The sequence below is a fragment of the Actinoplanes sp. NPDC051851 genome, from assembly GCF_040681165.1.
In the GTDB taxonomy this organism is placed as follows: domain Bacteria; phylum Actinomycetota; class Actinomycetes; order Mycobacteriales; family Micromonosporaceae; genus Actinoplanes.
This window is the reverse complement of the sequence record NZ_JBFAYF010000010.1, coordinates 70,121-87,851: the sequence shown is the minus strand read 5'-3', so window position 1 is coordinate 87,851 and position 17,731 is coordinate 70,121. Positions and strand designations below refer to the sequence as shown.

Sequence of the window (17,731 nt, the reverse complement as noted above, 5' to 3'; positions counted from 1 at the left end):
CCCGCGGTACCGGGTCGCGGCTGGTCCTCGGGGCTGTTCCTGCTGGTCCATTTCGGTCAGGTCCTCGCTGTGGTCGGGGCGATCCGCGCTTGCGCTCTCGTACGCCTGCCGTCCGGCCTGCGCCGACCGCGCCGACCCGCCCGAGCTACCCGCTCCGGCCGTCAGCGGGTGGCAGCGGCCGGCGCGGGTGCCGTCGACGGGAGGGCCGTCGTGCCGGCCGGGAGGACGAAGGAGAGCAGGACGGCGAAACCGGTGAAGCCGACCGTCCACCAGAAGGCGGTCTGGAAGCCCGTGGTCAGCGAGCCGCTACCGGTCGCCGACGTCGACAGGATCACCGCGAGCAGGGCCACCCCGACCGAGCCGCCGACCTGCTGGGCGATCCGGGTGACCGTGCTGGCGTGCGGCATCCGCTCCCGGTCCAGGCCGACGAAGGCGACCGTCATCAGCGGGATCATCACCATGCCCAGGCCCAGGCCGCGGACGAAGAGCGTGACCATCAGGATCCCGGTGGTGGTCTCCGCGCCGGCCAGGGCGAACGGCACCGTGGCGACCCCGACCAGGACGAACCCGAGGAACGCGACCCAGCGGGCGGCGATCCGGTCCAGCAGCTTGGCGGCGACACCACGGCTGAGCAGCGACCCGACGCCCTGCGGGATCAGCAGCAGGCCGGCGCCGAGGGCGTCCTCGCCGCGCAGCTCCTGCCAGTAGAGCGGGAGCAGCAGCATCGCGCCGTACAGCGAGGCGCCGGAGAGGAACATCAGCGTGGTCGCGGCCCAGGTCGGGCGGGACCGCAGCACCCCGAGGTCGACCAGCGCGTCGCCGGGGTGCCGCAGCGCCCAGACGACGAACGCCACCAGCAGCAGCGCGCCGCCGATCAGCGGCAGGTAGACGTCGGCCTGCGCGAACCCGCCGTCGCCGGTGACGTTGGAGAGGCCCCAGAGCAGCGCGACCAGGGCGGGCGGCAGCAGGATCAGGCCGACCACGTCGAGCTTGACGCGGCGTCCCGGCTCGTCGGCCGGGATCATCCGCCCGGCGAGCAGCAGGCCGATCAGGCAGAGCGGCACGTTGACCAGGAAGAGCCACTGCCAGTCGCCGGCGCCGAGGATCAGGCCGCCGATCACCGGGCCGAGGATCGGTCCTACCGCGGTGGGCAGCGCGATCATCGCCATCAGGCGGTTCCGGTCGGCGCCCTGCGCGGCCTGCATGATCATCGTGGTCATCAGCGGGATCATCACGCCGCCGCCGATGCCCTGGACGACGCGGAAGCCGATCAGGCTGCCGGCGCTCCAGGCGAACGAGCAGAGCACCGAGCCGAGCAGGAACAGGGTGAGCGCCGCCATCCAGAGGCGCTTGGCGCCGAGCCTGCCCTGCAGCCAGCCGACGACCGGGATCACCACGCCGAGCGCGAGCAGGTAGGCGGTGGACACCCACTGGATGGTGCCGACCCCGGCGTCCAGGTCGGCGGCGAGTTCGTGCAGCGCCACGCTGACGATCGTCGAGTCGAGGATGACCGCGATGCCGCCGACGAGCACCGCGACGGCGGTCCGCATGGCGCTGCGGTCGGGCGAGGGGAGTGCGGGAGAGGTCATGGCGAGCCGCCCTTAAGGTACGCGACTGTATCTAACGAGGCCACCGTAGACCGGTGCGATAAGATACGCAAGTGACTCTTAAGAGCCGCCGTCGCGGCCCCGAACTCGAGGACGCGATCCTCGACGCCGCGTGGGACGTGCTGCGGGAGAACGGCTACCACGGCTTCACCTTCGAGGCGATCGCGGCGCGGGCCGGCACCAGTCGTCCGGTGCTCTACCGCCGCTGGCCGCAGCGCGAGGACCTGATGCTCGCCACGCTGCAGAAGTTCTGGTGGGCCCGGGTGATCGAGGTGCCGGACACCGGGAACCTCCGCGACGACGTGATCGGCTTCATGCGCAACGCCAACGAGGGCCGCGCCGCGCTGCTCTCGATGATCAGCGCGCAGCTGATGGAGTACTTCAACAGCACCGGCAGCAGCTTCCGCGACCTGCGGGACCGGCTCCGCCCGCCGGGCCGCCCGAACACCCTCGAAGTGCTCCTCCGGCGCGCGGTCGAGCGCGGCGAACTGCCCGGGATGCCGCGTTCGCCGCGCGTGGTGACCCTGCCGTTCGACCTGTTCCGGCACGAGCTGTTCATGACCATGCAGGGCGTCCCCGACGAGACGATCATCGAGATCGTCGACGAGGTGTGGCTGCCGGTCCTGGGTCTGTCAGCGCCGCGCGTCGACTGATGACTTCCGGTCACGGGCGACGATCAGCATGGCCACCACGGAGATCGCCCCGACGGCCGGTGCGAACGCGAAGCCGTACGTCGGAAGCGACGCGGTCAACGGACCGGTGATCGCGGCACCCAGCGCGCTCCCCACGGTGAAGGCGGTCATGATCCAGGCGAAGGCCTCCACCGCGGTCCCGGCCGGCGCCAGCCGGTCGGCCGCCAGGAACACCGCGGTGAGCAGCGGCGGCAGCATCAGCCCGCTGATCGCGGAGAGCCCGCCCATCAGTACCGGACCCGGGGTGAGCAGCAGCGGGAGATACCCGATCGCGAAGACTCCGGCGAGCACCGGCAGCCGCCGGACGTCACCGGGCGTCACTCGCGTGTAGATCAGGCCGCCGATCAGCGCGCCACCGGCCTGCGCCGCGAGCAGCCAGCCGGTGAGTGAGCGATCGCCCGCGGCCTCGGCGTATCCGGTCAGCGCCACCGGCAGGCTGCCGACCGCCGCGCCCACGCAGGAGACGCCGACGATCATGATCGAAAACTGCCAGACCCTCAGTGGTCCGGCCCAGTGCCGCCGCGTCTGCTTCCCGTGCCATTGACGTACGGCGGGGGTGAGCCCGAAAGCCGCGACCCCGATGACCTGGAGTGCCGCCGCGGTGAGCAGCCCCGCCGTCGGCCCGCCGGCCGCGCCCGCCGCCAGGGTGATCAGCGGCCCGACCACGAAGATGATCTCCTGAACCGCGATGTCCAGCGTGTAGGCGGCCGGGACCAGCGACGACGGCACCAGCACCGGCCAGAGCGCCCGCAGGCAGGCCTCCAGCGGCGGCGTGCCGAGCCCGGCCACGAACGCGCCGATCAGCGTCGGCGGAATCGCGTGCCCGCCGACCGCGATCAGCACGAACCCGGCCGCCGAGACGAGCGCGGAGCCCCAGAGCACCGGCGGTTGCCGCCACCGGTCGACGAGGCGGGCGAGCAGCGGCGCACTGATCGCCATGCCGGCGGTGTAGACGGCGACGATCACCCCGGCGAGCGTGAGGCTCTGCGCCTGACGGGCGAAGACGAGCAGCGCGAGCGGCGCGGACGCCAGCGGCAGGCGGCCGATCTGGCTGGCGACGAGGGCGAGGGGTACGTGCGGGGCGCGCAGGACGGCGCGCACACCGGTGGTCTCCGGCATGGGTGTTTTCGCTCCCGGGATGGGGGATAGGAGTCTGACGTGGGCTGTCGGCGGGGAACGGCCCGGATCAGGGAGCGAAGTCGGAGCGGGTGTGGTCGTCGCCGTAGAGCGGCAGGTCCGGTGTGATCCACTGGGCGTAGGCGGCGGCGACGGCCTCGGGCGGATTCACCGGGTCACGGTAACCCGATTGCGGCCGCGGTGAGAATGGCCGGCGAGCAGAATCGCTGAGGTCGTCGTCCTCCGTAGAGTCGGCAACCTGTACCGCGGCGACCGATAGGATCGCGATCATGGTGACGGCGAGCGGGATCACGGCGGCGGACGAGGCGTACCTGGAGCGGGCCGTCGCGCTCGCCTGGGAGGCACGCCGGGGCGGCAACCACCCGTTCGGCTCGCTGCTGGTCACCGCGGACGGGACGGTGATCGAGGCCCGCAACACCGTGGTGACCGAATCCGATCCGACCGGCCACGCCGAGACCAACCTGGTCCGCCTGGCCGGGAGACTGGACCGCGCCACACTCGCCGGGAGCACCCTCTACACCAGCACCGAGCCGTGCGCGATGTGCGCCGGCGCGATCTACTGGTCCGGCATCGGGCGGGTGGCGTTCGCGCTCTCCGAGGCCGACCTGGCCACCATGGTCGAGGAGGAGGAGGGCGTCCCGCCCCTGCGCCTGCCCTCCCGCGAGGTCTTCGCCCGCGGCGGCCGCCCGATCACCGTCGACGGCCCGGTCCCCCTCCCCAGCGCCACCGAGGTCCACCACGGCTTCTGGGACTGAGCAGCCGGTGGCCTACGTTGAGATCAACGGCGTCCCGCCCGGCCTCGACGGCCTGCACCGGGCCGCCACCTGGAACTACGGGCACTTCACCTCGATGCAGGTCCGCGACCGCCGGGTGGCCGGGCTCGCGTTCCATCTCGACCGGCTCCGTGCGGCGTCGGCGGTGCTCTTCCCCGAGCTCGCGCCGCCCGGCGACGGCACCGTCGTCGCGTTGATCGTGCGCGCCCTCCGGGATCTGCGGGACGCCTCGGTCCGGGTGACGGTCCTGCCGCTGGCGGCCGCTGGCGGTGTCGCCGACGTCATGGTCTCCGTCTCCGAGCCCGTTCCGGACGTAGCGAGGGCACCGCTGCGGGTGCGGACCGTGGTCTACGAGCGGGAGTTGTCGCAGCTCAAGCATGTGGCGACGCTCGGGCTGACCTACCACGCCCGGGAGGCGCGGCGGGCCGGGTTCGACGACGCGCTCTTCGTCGGGCGGGACGGCGACCTGCGGGAGGGCACGGTCTGGAACGTCGCCTTCTGGGACGGCGAGCGGGTGATCTGGCCGGATGCCCCGGTGCTCGGCGGGATCACCATGCGCGTGCTCAAGATCGGCCTGGAAGAGCTTCGGATCCCGTACGCCGAAAAGGTCTTGACCCTGACGGATCTGCCCCGGATGCGGGGTGCGGTGGCGGTCAACTCGCACAGCCCGGCGCAGCCGATCGGAAGCGTGGACGGTGTCGGCCTCCCGGGTCACCCAACCCTGACCGACCTGCTCCGACGCGCGTGGTCCGCCGTTGACGGGGATGAACTCACGGGCGCGGGTGGCGCAGGCGGTGGGTGGCCAGGATGAGCAGGACCACGACGGCGATGCCGGTGGCGTTCTCCAGGGTGCGGTCGGCCAGCAGTGACCAGAGCTGATCCGAACCGGACGGGTGGGCGAGCCCGATGGTCGCCGGTGTGATGCAGAGCAGGGCCAGGGCGTAGTTGCGGGCGATCAGCAGTTCGGCGCCGAAGAGCAGTGTGCCGAGGACGAGCGCCGCGGTGAGCGGCGTGAACGGGATCGCGTAGAGCACGCCCGCGACCAGGACGCCGGCCAGGGTGCCGAGCAGGCGCTGGCCGGCCCGCAGTAGCTGGCCGCTGGTGGTGCGCCCGACGACCGGCACGACCGCGGCGACCATCGCCCACGCGGGGTGCTGCCAGCCGGCCAGGACCGAGACCGAACCGGCGAGTGCCACGGCCACCAGGCAGACCGCCGTGTGCAGAGTGATCAGGCGGGCACCGGCCCTGGGTGGCGGCAGCTGCTGCGGGGGCGCGCCGGGCAGGTCGACGGCGCCGGCCACCGCGGTCACGGTGAGCGCCCAGGCCAGGGCGCCGAGCGCGACCAGACCGGCGATCCGTACGTCCGACGTGGTGACCGTCTGGGCCGAGCTCGCACCGAAGACCAGCACCGGGAAGAGCGGCCCGGTCGGTGCCCAGCGACCGAGATCGGTCAGCACCGTGGCGGCGCCGGCGACCAGTGCGGTGCAGAGCACGAGCGTCCAGCCGGAGGCGTCCGCGGCGGCGAGGGCGGTGCCCGCGACGACCAGCGTGACCAGCGTCAGGCCGACCGCGACCTGAACCCGGAGCCGCCGCCAGGGCGTGTCGAGGCGCCCGTAGATCGCGGCCATCGTGCCGAGCACGGCCCACGCGCTCCACGACGCGTGCCCGGCGAGGACCAGCGCGACCATCGGCACCATCGACGACACGGCCATCCGCAGCGCCGGGTGGTGATCACCCGCATGCCGGTTGACGTGCCAGAACTGGCGTGGCCGCGGTAACAGGGCTGTCGTCATCACGCTCCTCCCGTCGGTTTCGTGGCAAAGTAGTGAACTGGTTAACTACTATGCGAGCATGACCGACGAGGTGGATGAAGCCCAGGCAAGGTGGCGACTCTCACGGCCCGAGATCGGCGATCGGCTTCCCGGCGCCTTCGTGCGCATCCTGCGCATCAACAACCTGGTGCGCGGCCTCACCGACACCGCCCTTTCCGGGTACGGCGTGGACCGCGCGGGTTTCGAGGTGCTCGCCGTGCTGGCGCGCGCCGGTGAACCGGTCTCCCCGGCCCGGATCGCCGACGAACTGCACCTGACCAGGGCGGCGGTCACCAAGCGCCTGCGCCAGGTCGAGGCGACCGAGATGGTTCGGCGCCGCCCGCACCACCAGGACGGGCGCAGCGTGGTGATCGAGCTGACCGGGCGGGGGAGCGCCACGGTCTTCCCGGCGCTCGACGAGATCGTCCGGTTGGAGAACGCGTGGCTCGGCGAACTGCCGGAAACCGACAGGGCGGCCCTCGACACCGGGCTGCGGCGCCTGCTCGCGGTCCTCGTCGAGGAGGAGGGAAAGCGCGCCGAAGATGGGTGATCGGGGCGGCGGGCACTATTGTGGAATGGCGTGGCGTCTCATTACCCGTACCTCACCCGCGTGCTGATGTCGCTGTTCGCCGAGGGGGCGCTGACCACGGTGGACAGCATTCAGGTCGAGCCCGATTACGGGTACGCCGCGATGATCGGATATGTCGACGGCAGCCATCGGATGATCCGCGGCAATGACGTGGGCATCAATCCCGGTGCGTCGAACGACGTGGTCAAGGACAAGGCGTACACGAAGCATTTTCTGCTTCTCGCCGGGATCTCCACCCCGCCGGGCGAGGCCTTTCTGCTCCGCTGGTGGGCCGAGCGCCTGGCCTTTTCCCGTACGACCGATCAGGCCGCCGCGTACATCCGTGAGACGACCGGCTATCCGGTCTATGTGAAACCCGTCGACGGATCGAAGGGGCGGAACGTCTGGCGGGTCGTCGACGAGACCGAACTGGCCCGGGTGGTGTCCGTCTTCGACCAGGAGCGGGTGCGGGTGATGCTGGTCGAGAAGGCGATCGACCTCCCGGACTACCGGCTGGTCATACTCGACGGGGCGCTGGTCTTCGCGTACCGGAGAGAGCCGTTGACCGTCACCGGCGACGGCGTGCTGACGGTGAAGGACCTCCTGAGCGCGCTGTTGCAGGAGCGGCGGAGCACCGGCCGGGACACCTCGCTCCAGCTGCACGACCCGCGGATCGCCCGGCGCCTGGACCGGCTCGGCCTGACGTGGGACGCGGTGCTCTCGGTCGGCGAGCGGGCGCGCCTGCTGGACGTCGCCAACCTCTCCGCGGGCGGCACGGCGGTGGACGTCACGACCACGGTGCACGAACGCTGGCGGGTGCTCGCCGCGCGTACCGCCGCCCTCTTCGGCCTGCGCCTCTGCGGCGTGGACCTGGTCTGCGCCGACATCACGGGCGGCGAGGGCGAGTACGCCGTCCTGGAGGTGAACGGCACGCCGGGCCTGGACCACTACGCCACGACCGGCCCCGATCAGGAGGCCGCCGTCCGGAACCTGTACCGCCGCCTGCTGCTCTGATCAGTCGTGCTGCTGCTCTGATCAGTCGTGATGTCTCCGGGACGCCTCGGTAGCCGCCGCCGTGATGACTGCCGCCCCGGTGTCCGAACCCTCCTCCGTGGTGTCCGCGCCGTCGTCCGCCGTGCTCGCGGGCAGCGTCCCCTCGAACGGGCCGACCGCCGACGCGAGCAGCGCGGAGTTCGGGATGTTGAGCGGACCGTCGTCGGTGTCCACGCGGCGAGCAGGTTGCGTGCCGCGTTGTGGTCCCGGTCGTGGGTGGTGCCGCACCGGCAGGCCCACGACCGGTCGGCCGGGGTGAGCCCGGCGTTGACCGCGCCGCACGCCGAGCACGTCTTGTCGCCGCGAGCTGCTCGGCGGTCGGAGCAAGCGCACAGCCGTACGTATCGCTGCCTTCCCCGTCCCCACGATCTCGCGGTCACCCTACGCGTTCCGCGCGCCCGTCTTTCGGCGCGCCCGCCGTCTTCTGGTGTGCCCGCCGTCTTTGGTGCGTCCGCTCACATCCGGCCTTCGCGGCCCGGAGAAGCGGGAATGAGGTGCGTCGATCAGTCGATGCCGGAACCCTCCGCAGCGTCGATGATGAAGGCGTTACCGACTATGGAGGCATGTCATGCGTGACCGGTATCGGCGCTGGGCCTGGATGGGCGTGCTCGTCGTCGGCCTGGCGCTCTACTTCCTGGTGCTGCGCACCCTGGTGCACACCCAGAACCCGAACCTCGTCCCGGCCCTGATCCTGCTCGGCGCCAGCGTGGTCCCGGCCGCGTTCCTCACCTTCGCGCAGGGGCGCACCGGCCAGTGGCAGGTGCCCGCCTCGGTCCTGATGGTGACGGCCTTCTTCGGCGGCGTGATCGGCGTGGTGGTCGCCGGCACCCTGGAGTACGACGCCCTCCGTGACCTCGGCACCCTCCCGATGATCCTGGTCGCACTGATCGAGGAGTCCGCCAAGCTGATCGTCCCGATCCTCCTCCTCACCACGGTCGTGGTCCGGCACGCCCGTCGCCTCCCCTCGGACGGCCTGATCATCGGTATCGCCAGCGGTATGGGCTTCGCCGCCCTGGAGACGATGGGCTACGCGTTCACGGCGCTGCTCTCCTCCGGCGGCAACGTCGGTTCCGTCGAGGAGACCCTGTTCGTCCGCGGACTGACCGCTCCGGCGGGCCACACCGCCTGGACCGGCCTGACCGTCGGCGCGCTCTGGATGTTCCTGAGTGCCCCCACCATCAAGCGCTTCCTCACCTTCCTGGCCACCTTCGCGGGCGCCGTCGTCCTCCACACCACCTGGGACTCCTTCGGCAACGTCCTGACCTACGCGGTCCTGGCCGTCCTGAGCCTCGGCTGGCTCGCCATCCTGCTGCGCCGCTACCGCACCTTCCAGCCTCTCCTCGCCGCCCCGGCGCCCGCTACCTCCTGATCTCGATCTCGCGCAATGCCGGCACCGTCAGCGGCAGCAGGATGGCGACCGCCGCGATGGTGCCGCCGGCGATGGCGGTCGCCGCCGATCCGAAGACCGCGGCGAGGAACGGCGTGGCGAGCTGACCGAGCGGAGCCGGTGCGGTCGACCAGAACTCGTCGTGCGCCCCGACCCGGGAGAGGAGGCGCTCGGGGATGTGGACGTTGTTGACCGTGGTCCAGACGACCGTGAAGAGCTCGGTGGCGACGCCGCCGACGAACGCGGAGAGCGCCAGCCATACCGTGGACGCGCCGGCGCCGAGCAGGATCAGCGGGAGCGCGGCGACGGACATCGCGGTCAGGGCCGGGATCATCGGGCGCCGCAGCGGCAGTCTCACCATGATCGCGGCGCCGAGGAGCGCACCGGCCCCGCGGGTGCTCAGGACCAGTCCCCAGCCCTGGGGGCCGATGGTGACGGCGGCGATCACCGGGCCGAGGATCTGCCAGATCGCCCGGTTGAGACCGTTGAAGACGGCGAACCCCATGGTCACCGACCAGATCCAGGCGTGCGAACGGAAGTAGCCCCACCCCTGGCGCAGCTCGGCGATCATCCCGGGGCTGTCGCGGGTGCGCGCCGGTAGCCGGGGTAGCGCCATCCGCCCGAAGCACGCGGCCGCGACCAGGAACGACGCCGCGTCCACGGCGATCGCCCAGCCCCCACCGACCGACGCGGTCAGGAGCCCTGCGGCGGCTGGCCCGAGGATCGCCGTGACATTGCCGGCCGAGGAGAGCAGCGAACTGGCGCGCTGCAGTCCGGCGCTGTCCACCAGGTTCGCCAGGATGCCCCGCAGCGTGGGCCGGATGAGTCCCTGCGCGACGCCGTTGAGCACCGAGAGCGGGATCAGGAACGCCGGATGCCGGTGTGTGAGCAGCAGAGCGGCGACCCCGGCCTGGGTCAGCCCGGCAGCGACACTGGTCAGCCGGAGGACGGTGTCGCGCGGATACCGGTCGGCCACCCCGCCACCGAGGAGGAGCGTGGCGACCATCGGGATCAACGCCGACGTGGTGACGACGGAGAGCCAGACCGCGCTGTGGGTGAGCCCGAGCACCCCGAACGCCAGCGCGACCGGCGCCATCGCGCTCCCCGCCATGGAGACCGCCTGCCCGGCGAGGAACCAGCGGAACGGTGCTGCGGCGGCCACGTGGGGAACCGTGCCAGCCCACGGCCCCCGCCTCAACCGGATTCCGGTGACGCCGGGACGACGGCGACCGCTCCGGGTGGGGATGCGGCACCGCCCGGCTACGATCCTCGGGTGACGAACGAGATCGGCCCGCTGCGCTGGTATGCCGTCCTTGCCCTGCTCTTCTTCGGCATCCTGCCCACGGTGATGGTCACCATGCTGGTGATCGGCGGCGACACGCCCGGCCAGGTGGGTTCGCTGCTGATCGTCGGCATCCCGCTGATCCTGGCGGCGATCTACCTGGTCTCGCGCGGCCTGACCACCGCCGACCCGGGCACGGCGGCCCAGCACCTGCAGCGGAGTATGATGCTGGTGGCCGCGGCGGACGTGCTGTTGCTCGGCGGGAACGCTCTGATCAGGATGGCCACCTCCTGACGCTCGCCCGCTCCGCCAGGCGGAGTCACGCTCGCCTGTTACGCCAGGCGGAGTCACGGTCGGCCGTTACGCCAGGCGGAGTCACGGTCGGCCGTTACGCCAGGCCGCGTCGCGGAGTAGGCGGAGGCCGTTGAGGCCGACGATCACCGTGGAACCCTCGTGGCCGGCTACGCCGAGGGGGAGTGGCAGGTTGCCGGCGAGGTCCCAGGTGACCAGGACGGCGATGAAGGCAGCCGCGGTGATCAGGTTGGCGATCACCAGGCGGCGGGCGCGGCGGGACAGGGCGATCACCGCGGGGATGGCGGTCAGGTCGTCGCCGACCAGGACAGCGTCTGCGGTGGCTACGGTGAGGTCGGCACCGGAGCGGCCCATCGCGATGCCGGTGTGCGCGGCGGCCAGGGCGGGCGCGTCGTTCACGCCGTCGCCGACCAGGAGGACGTGGTGCCCGGCGGCGGCCTGCCGGCGTACGTGCGAGACCTTCTCCTCCGGGAGCAGTCCGGCGTGGACCTCCGTGATGCCCAGGTCGGCGGCGATGCGGCCGGCGGCGGTGGGATTGTCGCCGGTCAGCAGCATCGGTGCGGCGCCGGTCAGGGTGTGCAATGCGCCGACGGCCGGGGCCGCGCCGGTCCGGATCCGGTCGGTGAAGCCGAGTACGGCGGCCGGCACGCCGTCGATCACCACCAGCACCGCGGTCTCACCCCGCCGTTCGAGCCCGGCGACGACCTCGGCGACGGCCCCGATGGCGACTTCGGCGACGGCCCCGATGGCGGCTTCGGCGACGGCCTTGGTGGCGACTTCGACGGCGGCCCCGATGGCGGGCTTGGTGGCGGCTTCGGCGACGGTCTTGGTGGCGACTTCGGCAGCCTCCACCGCGGAGGGTGAGGCCTGTGCGGACACGGAGGGCGATGACGACGGTGAGGGGGAGAGCGAGAGCGAGATCGAGGGGGAGGGTGGGAGCGAGGAGAAGGTCAGGGTCGGCGCAGAGTCTGGGTGTATGCGACGGCGAGCGAGTAGCCGGTGTGGGTTGCCGATTTCGATCACCCGTCCCTCGACGATCGCCGTGATCCCCTGGCCCGGCAGCGAAGCGAACGACTGCGCCGGGAGCAGCGGCGAAACGGCTGCAGCGACGACGGCCCGGGCGAGTGGATGCTCCGAGGGCGCCTCCGCCGAGGCTGCCAGGGCCACGATCTCCGGCTCATTAAGATCAAGACCAGACAGCTTGCGTACGCTGACAAGCCGCGGTTGACCTTGACTGAGAGTGCCGGTCTTGTCGAAAGCCACTCGCGTGACCGTGGCCAGGCGTTCCATCACGACCGTGGACTTGACCAGCACGCCGTTCCGTCCTGCGGTGGCGATCGCGGAGAGCAGTGGCGGCATCGTCGCGAGCACGATCGCGCACGGGGACGCCACGATCATGAAGGTCATCGCCCGCAGCAGGGTCGGCTCCAGGGCCGCGCCGAGAAGCAGCGGGATCGTGAAGAGGGCGACCGTGCCGGCGACCATGGCGATCGAGTAGCGCTGCTCGACGCGTTCGATGAAGAGCTGCGTCTTCGCCTTGGTGGCGCTCGCCTCCGCGACCATCGCGACGATCCTCGCCACCACGCTCTCCGCGGCCGGGCGCGCTATCCGGACGCGCAGGCTACCGGTGCCGTTGACCGTTCCGGCGAAGACCTCGTCGCCGGGCTGCTTGTCGACCGGCAGCGGCTCCCCGGTGATGCTCGCCTGATCGACCTCGCTCCGGCCCGCCACGACGTGGCCGTCCCCGCCGATCCGCTCGCCCGGCCGTACCGCGATCACATCGCCCACGCGAAGATCGACCGCGTCGACCAACTCCTCCCCGGCGGCCTCTGCGCCGGACGGCTCTGCGCCGGACGGCTCTGCGCCGGACGGCTCTGCGCCGGACGGCTCTGCGCCGGACGGCTCTGCGCCGGTGGCCTCCGCGCCCGTGGCCGTAGCGCTGGCGGCCGTAGCGCTGGCGGCCGTAGCGCTGGCGGGCTCTGCGCCGACTGGCTCTGCGCCGACTGGCTCTGCGCCGACTGGCTCTGTGCCGGCTGGCTCTGTGCCGGCTGACGGTGGTGCGGCTGGAGACGGTGCGGCTGACGGTGGTGCGGGTGGCGACGGTGTGGGTGTGATGAGTCGTGACGCACGTTCCGGGGCCAGGTCGAGCAGGCGCCGGACCGAGTCCTCGGTACGCCGGGTCGCCAGCGCCTCGAGTGCCCCGGACGTCGCGAAGATGACGATCAGCAGGGCGCCTTCGAGGACCTGGCCGATCGCCGCCGCCCCGATCGCGGCGGTGACCATCAGCAGGTCGACGTCGAGACGCCGGGCGCGGAGTTCCCGCAGTCCGGCCAGGCCCGGTTCCCAGCCGCCCGCGGCGTAGCAGGCCAGGTAGCAGGCCCACCACACCCCGGCCGGGCCGCCGCCCAGCTGGACGGCGAGTCCGAGCCCGAAGAGCGCGGTCGCGGCGGTGGCCCATCGAACTTCCGGTAGCGAGAAGATCGTCACGGGCCGGAAGCATACCTGCGCAGACACGTAGATACGCAAGTACGTATGCAGAAGGGTGGTGGGATAGGCTGGCCGGCATGCACGAGCGGTTACCGGACTTCGACATGCCCGACGACGAGCAGGTCGACCTCGCCGCCGAGACGTTCCGGCTGCTCGCCGACCCGACGCGGATCAAGGTGCTCTGGGCGCTGCTGCAGGGTGAGTCGTCGGTCGCCTGCCTGGCCGAGATCGCCGGGACGTCCCCGACGGCGGTCAGTCAGCACCTGGCCAAGCTGCGGATGTCCCGCCTGGTCACGGCGCGGCGGCAGGGCACGTTCATGTACTACTCGGCCGCCGACGAGCACGTCCGGCGCCTGCTGTCCCAGGCGCTGCACCACGCCGACCACATCGACCCGGAACGCCCCACGGCCCAGCCGGCCTAGCGGTCGATCGTCTCCGGGCGGAGGAGAGGGCCGGGCCCGGTATCGGCGTCGGCGATCGGATCGAGGTGCCGGGTGGCGATCGCCCCGGCCGTGGCGCGTGTGAACGCCACCATGCAGCTCGCCATCGTCAGCACCGTCTGGCTGCCGAATGCCCGGTCAGCGGCGTGGTGAGTGGGCATGCGGTAGGGTCCCGTTTCACAAGTGAAGACATCGCCGCGACTGCCGCTGCGGGAGAGTCCCCGTTTCCTGTGAACGGGGCGCCGAAGGAGCAACTACTTCCTCAGAATCTCTCAGGCCCCAGTACCGCAATGGTTCAGGCGACTCTGGAAAGTCGGGCTCCTCGGAGTCCGCGCCCACGGTGCAAGCCGTTCGGAAGAACGGTGAACCTCTCAGGCCCCATGACAGAGCGAGGGAGGCCCGGAAACCGATTCGAGGAGCCTCCCCCGTGAGACGCACCGCCCTGTACGACGTCCATCAGCGCCTCGGCGCCTCCTTCACCCCCTTCGCGGGCTGGGCCATGCCGGTCCGCTACGGCTCCGATGTGGCAGAGCATTCCTCGGTACGGCGAGAAGCCGGCCTGTTCGACCTGAGCCACATGGGACGCCTCGAGGTCGCCGGAACGGACGCCGCGGCGTTCCTCGACTACGCGCTCGTCGGCCGGCTCTCCGCGGTGACGGTCGGCCGCGCCCGGTACACGATGCTCTGCCACACGAACGGCGGTGTGCTCGACGATCTCGTCGTCTACCGGCTCGCCGAGAATCGTTTCCTGGTGGTGGCGAACGCGGCGAACACGGGTAAGGTCCGCGCGATGCTCGGCGAGCACTCCGGCGGATACGCGGTGTCGATCGGCGACCCGTCGGACGGCGCGCTGATCGCCGTGCAGGGCCCGGCCGCGCGTACGGTCGTCGGTGACTTCCCGGACCTGCCGTACTACGGGATCACCGAGGCGTCGCTGGCCGGGCGGGACGTGCTGCTGGCGCGGACCGGGTACACCGGCGAGGACGGGTACGAGATCTACTGCGCCGCCGGGGACGCCGCGACGATCTGGGAGTGGGCGAGCGCCGCCGGGGCCCGTCCCGCCGGTCTGGCCTGCCGGGACACGCTGCGCCTGGAGGCGGGCATGCCGCTCTACGGCCACGAGTTGTCGGTCTCGGTCACGCCGTTCCACGCCGGACTGGGCCGGGTGGTGGCGCTCGGCAAGCGGGACTTCGTCGGGGCGCAGGCCCTGCGGGCGGTCGCCGCCGCCGGTGTCGAGAAGCAGCTCGTCGGCCTGGTGACGGCCGGCCGCCGGGCCCCACGGGCCGGGTACGCGATTCTCGACCCGGAGACCGGCGCGGCGATCGGCTCGGTGACCAGCGGGGCGCCCTCGCCGACGCTGGGTCACCCGATCGCCATGGCATATGTAGCGACTCATGCGGATAAAACGGGTGGGAAGGTCCTCGTGGACATCCGTGGCACCCACGAGGAGGCCACCATCGTCGATCTGCCGTTCTACCGCCGGGAGTCCTGATGCGTTTCACCCGTGAGCACGAGTGGCTGACCGGCGACGAGATCGTCACGGTCGGGATCACCGCGTACGCCGCCGACGCGCTCGGCGACATCGTCTTCGTCGACCTGCCCGAGGTGGGCCGGGTCCTGACCGCGGGCGGCGTGGCCGGCGAGATCGAGTCCACCAAGTCGGTCAGCGACGTCTACGCCCCGGCCGACGGCGAGGTCGTCGAGGTCAACCCGGCCCTCGAGGACGACCCGGGCCTGATCAACAGTGACCCGCACGGCGCCGGCTGGCTCTTCAAACTCCGCGTCACCGGCGAGCCGGACACCCTCTCCGAGCAGGAGTACACCGCCCTGACCGCGGGTTAGCCCCCGTGTGGTGGCGGGGCGGGCCGAGTCGGCGCGCCCCGCCACCCGGGAAGCCACCCATCGCGGCGGGGGCCGGAGCAGGCGGTGGGCGGTAGCCGCCGGAGGCGGGGAGCGGGGATCGTTGCGGTCGGGGGAGGTGTGGCCGTACGTGATCAGGCTTGAAGGGTTTGACTGGGGGTTCTGCCGAAGAGTTTGCGGTAGTCCGCGGCGAAGCGGCTCGGGGAACCGAAGCCCCAGCGTTCGGCGATGCCGGCCACCGTCTCGCCGCCCGACCAGTCGGCGGCCTGCAGGTCGCGGTGTGCACCCTCCAGGCGGACGCGGCGCAGGTAGGCCATCGGCGTCGTGTCGCGGTGACGGCTGAACGCGGACTGCAGAGCGCGGACGCCGACGCCCGACGCCGCGGCGACCTGTTCCAGCAGGATCGGCTCGCCCGCGTGCGCGTCGATGTAGTCCATCGCACGCCGGACCACGGCCGGGGTCGACTGGCCCGGGCCGGCGATGTAGTCCATGGTCATCGTGGTGTTCGGGAAGGTCGACAGCGCGGCGGCGGCGGTCGTCTCCAGGGTCGCGTTGAGCATCAGCGGCGGGATCTCGGCCGGGCCGGCGGCGGCGAGCAGGCGGGTGAGGAAGACGACCGTGGTCTGCCACTGGTGGTTGGCGGTCTCCGAGACCGGGGTCATCCGCTCGAAACGGAAGTCGGCCGGGTCGATGCCGAGGCGGCTGGCCAGCCGGGTCGGGATCGCCGTCGGGAACTGGACCACCTGGAGGGTCATCCGGTCCATCACCACGTCGAGGCCGATGTTGGGCAGGTAGAGCACCGAGCCGCCGGGCCCGGCGCGGCAGTGCTCCCGGCCCGCGGTCACGTCGAAGACGCCGTCCAGAACGGTGACGATCAGGACGGTCCGGAACGGGTCGGCACTGATCGCCATCGTCGCGCCGTACGTCATGTGGTCGACGGTCAGCTGGTCGGCCCAGGCGGCCTGGGACCGGAACACGAAATCGCGGGCGCCCTGGAGTACGCGTGGCCGGTTGTCGACGTATCGGCCCCGGATCAACTCGGTCACCTGATCCAGGTCCCGCGTCTCCAGTTCGATCCGGCCGAACGACTGCTCCGCCACCGCACCCTCCCTCCGCACGAATCACGCATGGGCTGTCCGGATTACGAAACCCAGGTTGACGTTATCCGTGTTCCAGTCCTGCCATACGAAGCACGCCGGAAACAACCCCCGGCCACAATCCGGGGTATGACGTCCGCATTCTTCGTCCCGATCGTGGACATCGGCGCCTGGGTCGGGAACGGTTCGCCCCAGGAGCGGGAGCGGGTCGCCCGGGAACTCGATCGGGCCTGCCGCACGGTCGGGTTCATGCAGGTCACCGGGCATGGCGTGCCGGATTCGGCGATCGCCGGGCTCGCACGGGCCATCGACGACTTCTTCGGCCGGCCCCTCGCCGAGAAGAAGCGATATGTCCGTCCGGCGGCCGAAGATCGCGGTTACAGCCCCCCGAAGAGTGAATCGCTGAGTTACAGCCTCGGGGTGGACCCGGTCACCCGGATGAACGACTTCTTCGAGGCGTACAACGTGGGGGCGAGCGCGGCCGATTATCCCGGAAGCGGGGTCTCCGCGGCGGACTATGCACCGAATACGTGGCCGGACGACGCATTCCGTGCACTCGTGGAGCCGTACTTCGCCGAGGCCCGCCGGGTCGCGCACACGCTGACCGACATCATCGCGGTGGCGCTCGGCGTGGACGCGGCGTTCTTCGAGCGGTTCGCCGGGCACTCGCTCGACGTGCTCCGGATGAACAACTACGCGCTGGACCCGGGCGAGATCGACCTGGGCGCGGATCTCATCGGCATGGGCGAGCACACCGACTTCGGGATCGTCACCGTGCTCTGGGCCGACCGGATCGCGGGACTCCAGGTGCTCGGCACCGACGGCGTCTGGCACGACGTGCAGCCCGCGGAGGGCGCGCTCCTGGTCAACCTGGGCGACATCGCCGCGCGCCTCACCAACGACGTCTGGATGTCGACCCTGCACCGGGTCAAGCCACCGGTGATCAACGGGATGATCGAAAGGCGGCGCTCGGCGGCCTTCTTCCACGACGGCAACGTCGAGGCGCTGATCGAGACCCTGCCACACTTCAAAGGCGAGGGCTTCCGGTACGACCCGGTGACGGTCAAGGAGCACATCACCGCCAAGCTGAACGGCTCCCGCGCCGGCGTGAAGAACCTCGGCGCGTCACGCGAGGCCGCCCGGGTCCGTGCCGCCGGCCCAGGCTGACACCGCGCTCGGTGTCGAAGCCCTGGACCGGCGCGGTTTCACACCGGAGCTGCGGGGG

General features: G+C 71.4%; 19 protein-coding genes, 1 pseudogene and 1 riboswitch. Of the genes and pseudogenes, 11 read left to right on the top strand and 9 right to left on the bottom strand.

All coding sequences use genetic code 11. The features are described 5' to 3' along the window. Nucleotides 1–161: 161 nt before the first annotated feature. On the bottom strand, nucleotides 162–1,589 hold the full coding sequence (locus AB0M08_RS12985; protein WP_364492275.1) for an MDR family MFS transporter: 1,428 nt from the start codon (nucleotides 1,587–1,589) through the stop codon (nucleotides 162–164). 71 nt (nucleotides 1,590–1,660) lie between these two features. Here AB0M08_RS12985 and AB0M08_RS12980 point away from each other — a divergent pair, with 71 nt between their 5' ends. After that, nucleotides 1,661–2,260 carry a TetR/AcrR family transcriptional regulator gene (locus AB0M08_RS12980; RefSeq protein ID WP_364492273.1) on the top strand — a complete coding sequence of 200 codons (600 nt, stop codon included), beginning with the start codon at nucleotides 1,661–1,663 and terminating at the stop codon, nucleotides 2,258–2,260. Here the strand turns inward: AB0M08_RS12980 and AB0M08_RS12975 are convergent. Continuing rightward, the gene (locus AB0M08_RS12975) at nucleotides 2,240–3,418 is read right to left on the bottom strand and encodes an MFS transporter (RefSeq protein WP_364492271.1); all 1,179 of its coding nucleotides are present in this window, start codon (nucleotides 3,416–3,418) and stop codon (nucleotides 2,240–2,242) included. The genes AB0M08_RS12980 and AB0M08_RS12975 overlap by 21 nt on opposite strands. A gap of 287 nt (nucleotides 3,419–3,705) precedes the next feature. On the opposite strand from AB0M08_RS12975, the gene AB0M08_RS12970 reads away from it, so the two are divergent. Both AB0M08_RS12970 and AB0M08_RS12965 read left to right on the top strand, forming a co-directional pair. Continuing rightward, nucleotides 3,706–4,191: a nucleoside deaminase gene (locus AB0M08_RS12970; RefSeq protein ID WP_364492269.1), complete on the top strand. Its 486-nt coding sequence runs from the start codon at nucleotides 3,706–3,708 to the stop codon at nucleotides 4,189–4,191. Nucleotides 4,192–4,198: 7 nt separating this feature from the next. Further along, nucleotides 4,199–5,020: an aminotransferase class IV gene (locus tag AB0M08_RS12965; RefSeq protein WP_364492267.1), complete on the top strand. Its 822-nt coding sequence runs from the start codon at nucleotides 4,199–4,201 to the stop codon at nucleotides 5,018–5,020. Here the strand turns inward: AB0M08_RS12965 and AB0M08_RS12960 are convergent. Further along, entirely contained in the window at nucleotides 4,980–6,002 is a 1,023-nt protein-coding gene (locus AB0M08_RS12960) for an FUSC family protein (RefSeq protein ID WP_364492265.1), read from the bottom strand. The genes AB0M08_RS12965 and AB0M08_RS12960 overlap by 41 nt on opposite strands. A gap of 58 nt (nucleotides 6,003–6,060) precedes the next feature. Between AB0M08_RS12960 and AB0M08_RS12955 the strand changes: the two genes are divergently transcribed. Beyond that, nucleotides 6,061–6,570, top strand: coding sequence for a MarR family transcriptional regulator (locus tag AB0M08_RS12955; protein ID WP_364492263.1), 510 nt, complete (start codon nucleotides 6,061–6,063; stop codon nucleotides 6,568–6,570). 30 nt (nucleotides 6,571–6,600) lie between these two features. Then, a complete protein-coding gene (locus AB0M08_RS12950) occupies nucleotides 6,601–7,602 on the top strand; it encodes a hypothetical protein (RefSeq protein WP_364492261.1) in 1,002 nt (333 codons plus the stop codon). Nucleotides 7,603–7,623: 21 nt separating this feature from the next. On the opposite strand, the gene AB0M08_RS12945 is transcribed toward AB0M08_RS12950, so the two are convergent. Continuing rightward, nucleotides 7,624–7,815, bottom strand: coding sequence for a hypothetical protein (locus tag AB0M08_RS12945; RefSeq protein WP_364492408.1), 192 nt, complete (start codon nucleotides 7,813–7,815; stop codon nucleotides 7,624–7,626). A gap of 14 nt (nucleotides 7,816–7,829) precedes the next feature. Further along, nucleotides 7,830–8,021: pseudogene (locus tag AB0M08_RS12940) on the bottom strand (zinc ribbon domain-containing protein); the annotation flags it as partial. A gap of 188 nt (nucleotides 8,022–8,209) precedes the next feature. Here AB0M08_RS12940 and AB0M08_RS12935 point away from each other — a divergent pair. Further along, nucleotides 8,210–9,010 (top strand): PrsW family glutamic-type intramembrane protease, encoded by an 801-nt coding sequence (locus AB0M08_RS12935; RefSeq protein WP_364492259.1) that lies wholly within the window; start codon nucleotides 8,210–8,212, stop codon nucleotides 9,008–9,010. On the opposite strand, the gene AB0M08_RS12930 is transcribed toward AB0M08_RS12935, so the two are convergent. Continuing rightward, nucleotides 9,000–10,190: an MFS transporter gene (locus tag AB0M08_RS12930; RefSeq protein ID WP_364492257.1), complete on the bottom strand. Its 1,191-nt coding sequence runs from the start codon at nucleotides 10,188–10,190 to the stop codon at nucleotides 9,000–9,002. The two genes, AB0M08_RS12935 and AB0M08_RS12930, sit on opposite strands and share 11 nt — an antisense overlap. 111 nt (nucleotides 10,191–10,301) lie before the next feature. Here AB0M08_RS12930 and AB0M08_RS12925 point away from each other — a divergent pair, with 111 nt between their 5' ends. Beyond that, nucleotides 10,302–10,604 (top strand): hypothetical protein, encoded by a 303-nt coding sequence (locus AB0M08_RS12925; protein WP_364492255.1) that lies wholly within the window; start codon nucleotides 10,302–10,304, stop codon nucleotides 10,602–10,604. 81 nt (nucleotides 10,605–10,685) lie between these two features. On the opposite strand, the gene AB0M08_RS12920 is transcribed toward AB0M08_RS12925, so the two are convergent. Continuing rightward, nucleotides 10,686–13,109 carry an HAD-IC family P-type ATPase gene (locus AB0M08_RS12920; protein ID WP_364492253.1) on the bottom strand — a complete coding sequence of 808 codons (2,424 nt, stop codon included), beginning with the start codon at nucleotides 13,107–13,109 and terminating at the stop codon, nucleotides 10,686–10,688. A 77-nt stretch (nucleotides 13,110–13,186) separates the two neighbouring features. Here AB0M08_RS12920 and AB0M08_RS12915 point away from each other — a divergent pair, with 77 nt between their 5' ends. Continuing rightward, nucleotides 13,187–13,531: a metalloregulator ArsR/SmtB family transcription factor gene (locus AB0M08_RS12915; protein WP_364492251.1), complete on the top strand. Its 345-nt coding sequence runs from the start codon at nucleotides 13,187–13,189 to the stop codon at nucleotides 13,529–13,531. Here AB0M08_RS12915 and AB0M08_RS12910 read toward each other — a convergent pair. After that, complete coding sequence (locus AB0M08_RS12910) at nucleotides 13,528–13,710, bottom strand: hypothetical protein (RefSeq protein ID WP_364492249.1); 183 nt, start codon at nucleotides 13,708–13,710, stop codon at nucleotides 13,528–13,530. The genes AB0M08_RS12915 and AB0M08_RS12910 overlap by 4 nt on opposite strands. Before the next feature lie 39 nt (nucleotides 13,711–13,749). Further along, nucleotides 13,750–13,847, top strand: a riboswitch (glycine riboswitch). 129 nt (nucleotides 13,848–13,976) lie between these two features. Between AB0M08_RS12910 and gcvT the strand changes: the two genes are divergently transcribed. Both gcvT and gcvH read left to right on the top strand, forming a co-directional pair. After that, on the top strand, nucleotides 13,977–15,041 hold the full coding sequence (gene gcvT / locus AB0M08_RS12905) for a glycine cleavage system aminomethyltransferase GcvT (RefSeq protein ID WP_364492247.1): 1,065 nt from the start codon (nucleotides 13,977–13,979) through the stop codon (nucleotides 15,039–15,041). Beyond that, nucleotides 15,041–15,391 carry a glycine cleavage system protein GcvH gene (gcvH, locus tag AB0M08_RS12900; protein WP_364492245.1) on the top strand — a complete coding sequence of 117 codons (351 nt, stop codon included), beginning with the start codon at nucleotides 15,041–15,043 and terminating at the stop codon, nucleotides 15,389–15,391. The genes gcvT and gcvH overlap by 1 nt, the downstream gene beginning before the upstream one ends. Nucleotides 15,392–15,543: 152 nt before the next feature. Here the strand turns inward: gcvH and AB0M08_RS12895 are convergent, their stop codons facing one another. Further along, the gene (locus AB0M08_RS12895) at nucleotides 15,544–16,509 is read right to left on the bottom strand and encodes a helix-turn-helix transcriptional regulator (RefSeq protein WP_364492243.1); all 966 of its coding nucleotides are present in this window, start codon (nucleotides 16,507–16,509) and stop codon (nucleotides 15,544–15,546) included. A gap of 126 nt (nucleotides 16,510–16,635) precedes the next feature. On the opposite strand from AB0M08_RS12895, the gene AB0M08_RS12890 reads away from it, so the two are divergent. After that, nucleotides 16,636–17,673: a 2-oxoglutarate and iron-dependent oxygenase domain-containing protein gene (locus AB0M08_RS12890; RefSeq protein WP_364492241.1), complete on the top strand. Its 1,038-nt coding sequence runs from the start codon at nucleotides 16,636–16,638 to the stop codon at nucleotides 17,671–17,673. Nucleotides 17,674–17,731 lie beyond the last annotated feature (58 nt).

Coding starts and splice junctions, on each gene's coding strand:
- AB0M08_RS12985 (WP_364492275.1), bottom strand. CDS start 1,589: ATGACCTCTCCCGCACTCCCCTCGCCCGACCGCAGCGCCATGCGGACC.
- AB0M08_RS12890 (WP_364492241.1), top strand. CDS start 16,636: ATGACGTCCGCATTCTTCGTCCCGATCGTGGACATCGGCGCCTGGGTC.
- AB0M08_RS12970 (WP_364492269.1), top strand. CDS start 3,706: ATGGTGACGGCGAGCGGGATCACGGCGGCGGACGAGGCGTACCTGGAG.
- AB0M08_RS12960 (WP_364492265.1), bottom strand. CDS start 6,002: ATGACGACAGCCCTGTTACCGCGGCCACGCCAGTTCTGGCACGTCAAC.
- AB0M08_RS12955 (WP_364492263.1), top strand. CDS start 6,061: ATGACCGACGAGGTGGATGAAGCCCAGGCAAGGTGGCGACTCTCACGG.
- AB0M08_RS12910 (WP_364492249.1), bottom strand. CDS start 13,710: ATGCCCACTCACCACGCCGCTGACCGGGCATTCGGCAGCCAGACGGTG.
- AB0M08_RS12935 (WP_364492259.1), top strand. CDS start 8,210: ATGCGTGACCGGTATCGGCGCTGGGCCTGGATGGGCGTGCTCGTCGTC.
- gcvH (WP_364492245.1), top strand. CDS start 15,041: ATGCGTTTCACCCGTGAGCACGAGTGGCTGACCGGCGACGAGATCGTC.
- AB0M08_RS12915 (WP_364492251.1), top strand. CDS start 13,187: ATGCACGAGCGGTTACCGGACTTCGACATGCCCGACGACGAGCAGGTC.
- AB0M08_RS12975 (WP_364492271.1), bottom strand. CDS start 3,418: ATGCCGGAGACCACCGGTGTGCGCGCCGTCCTGCGCGCCCCGCACGTA.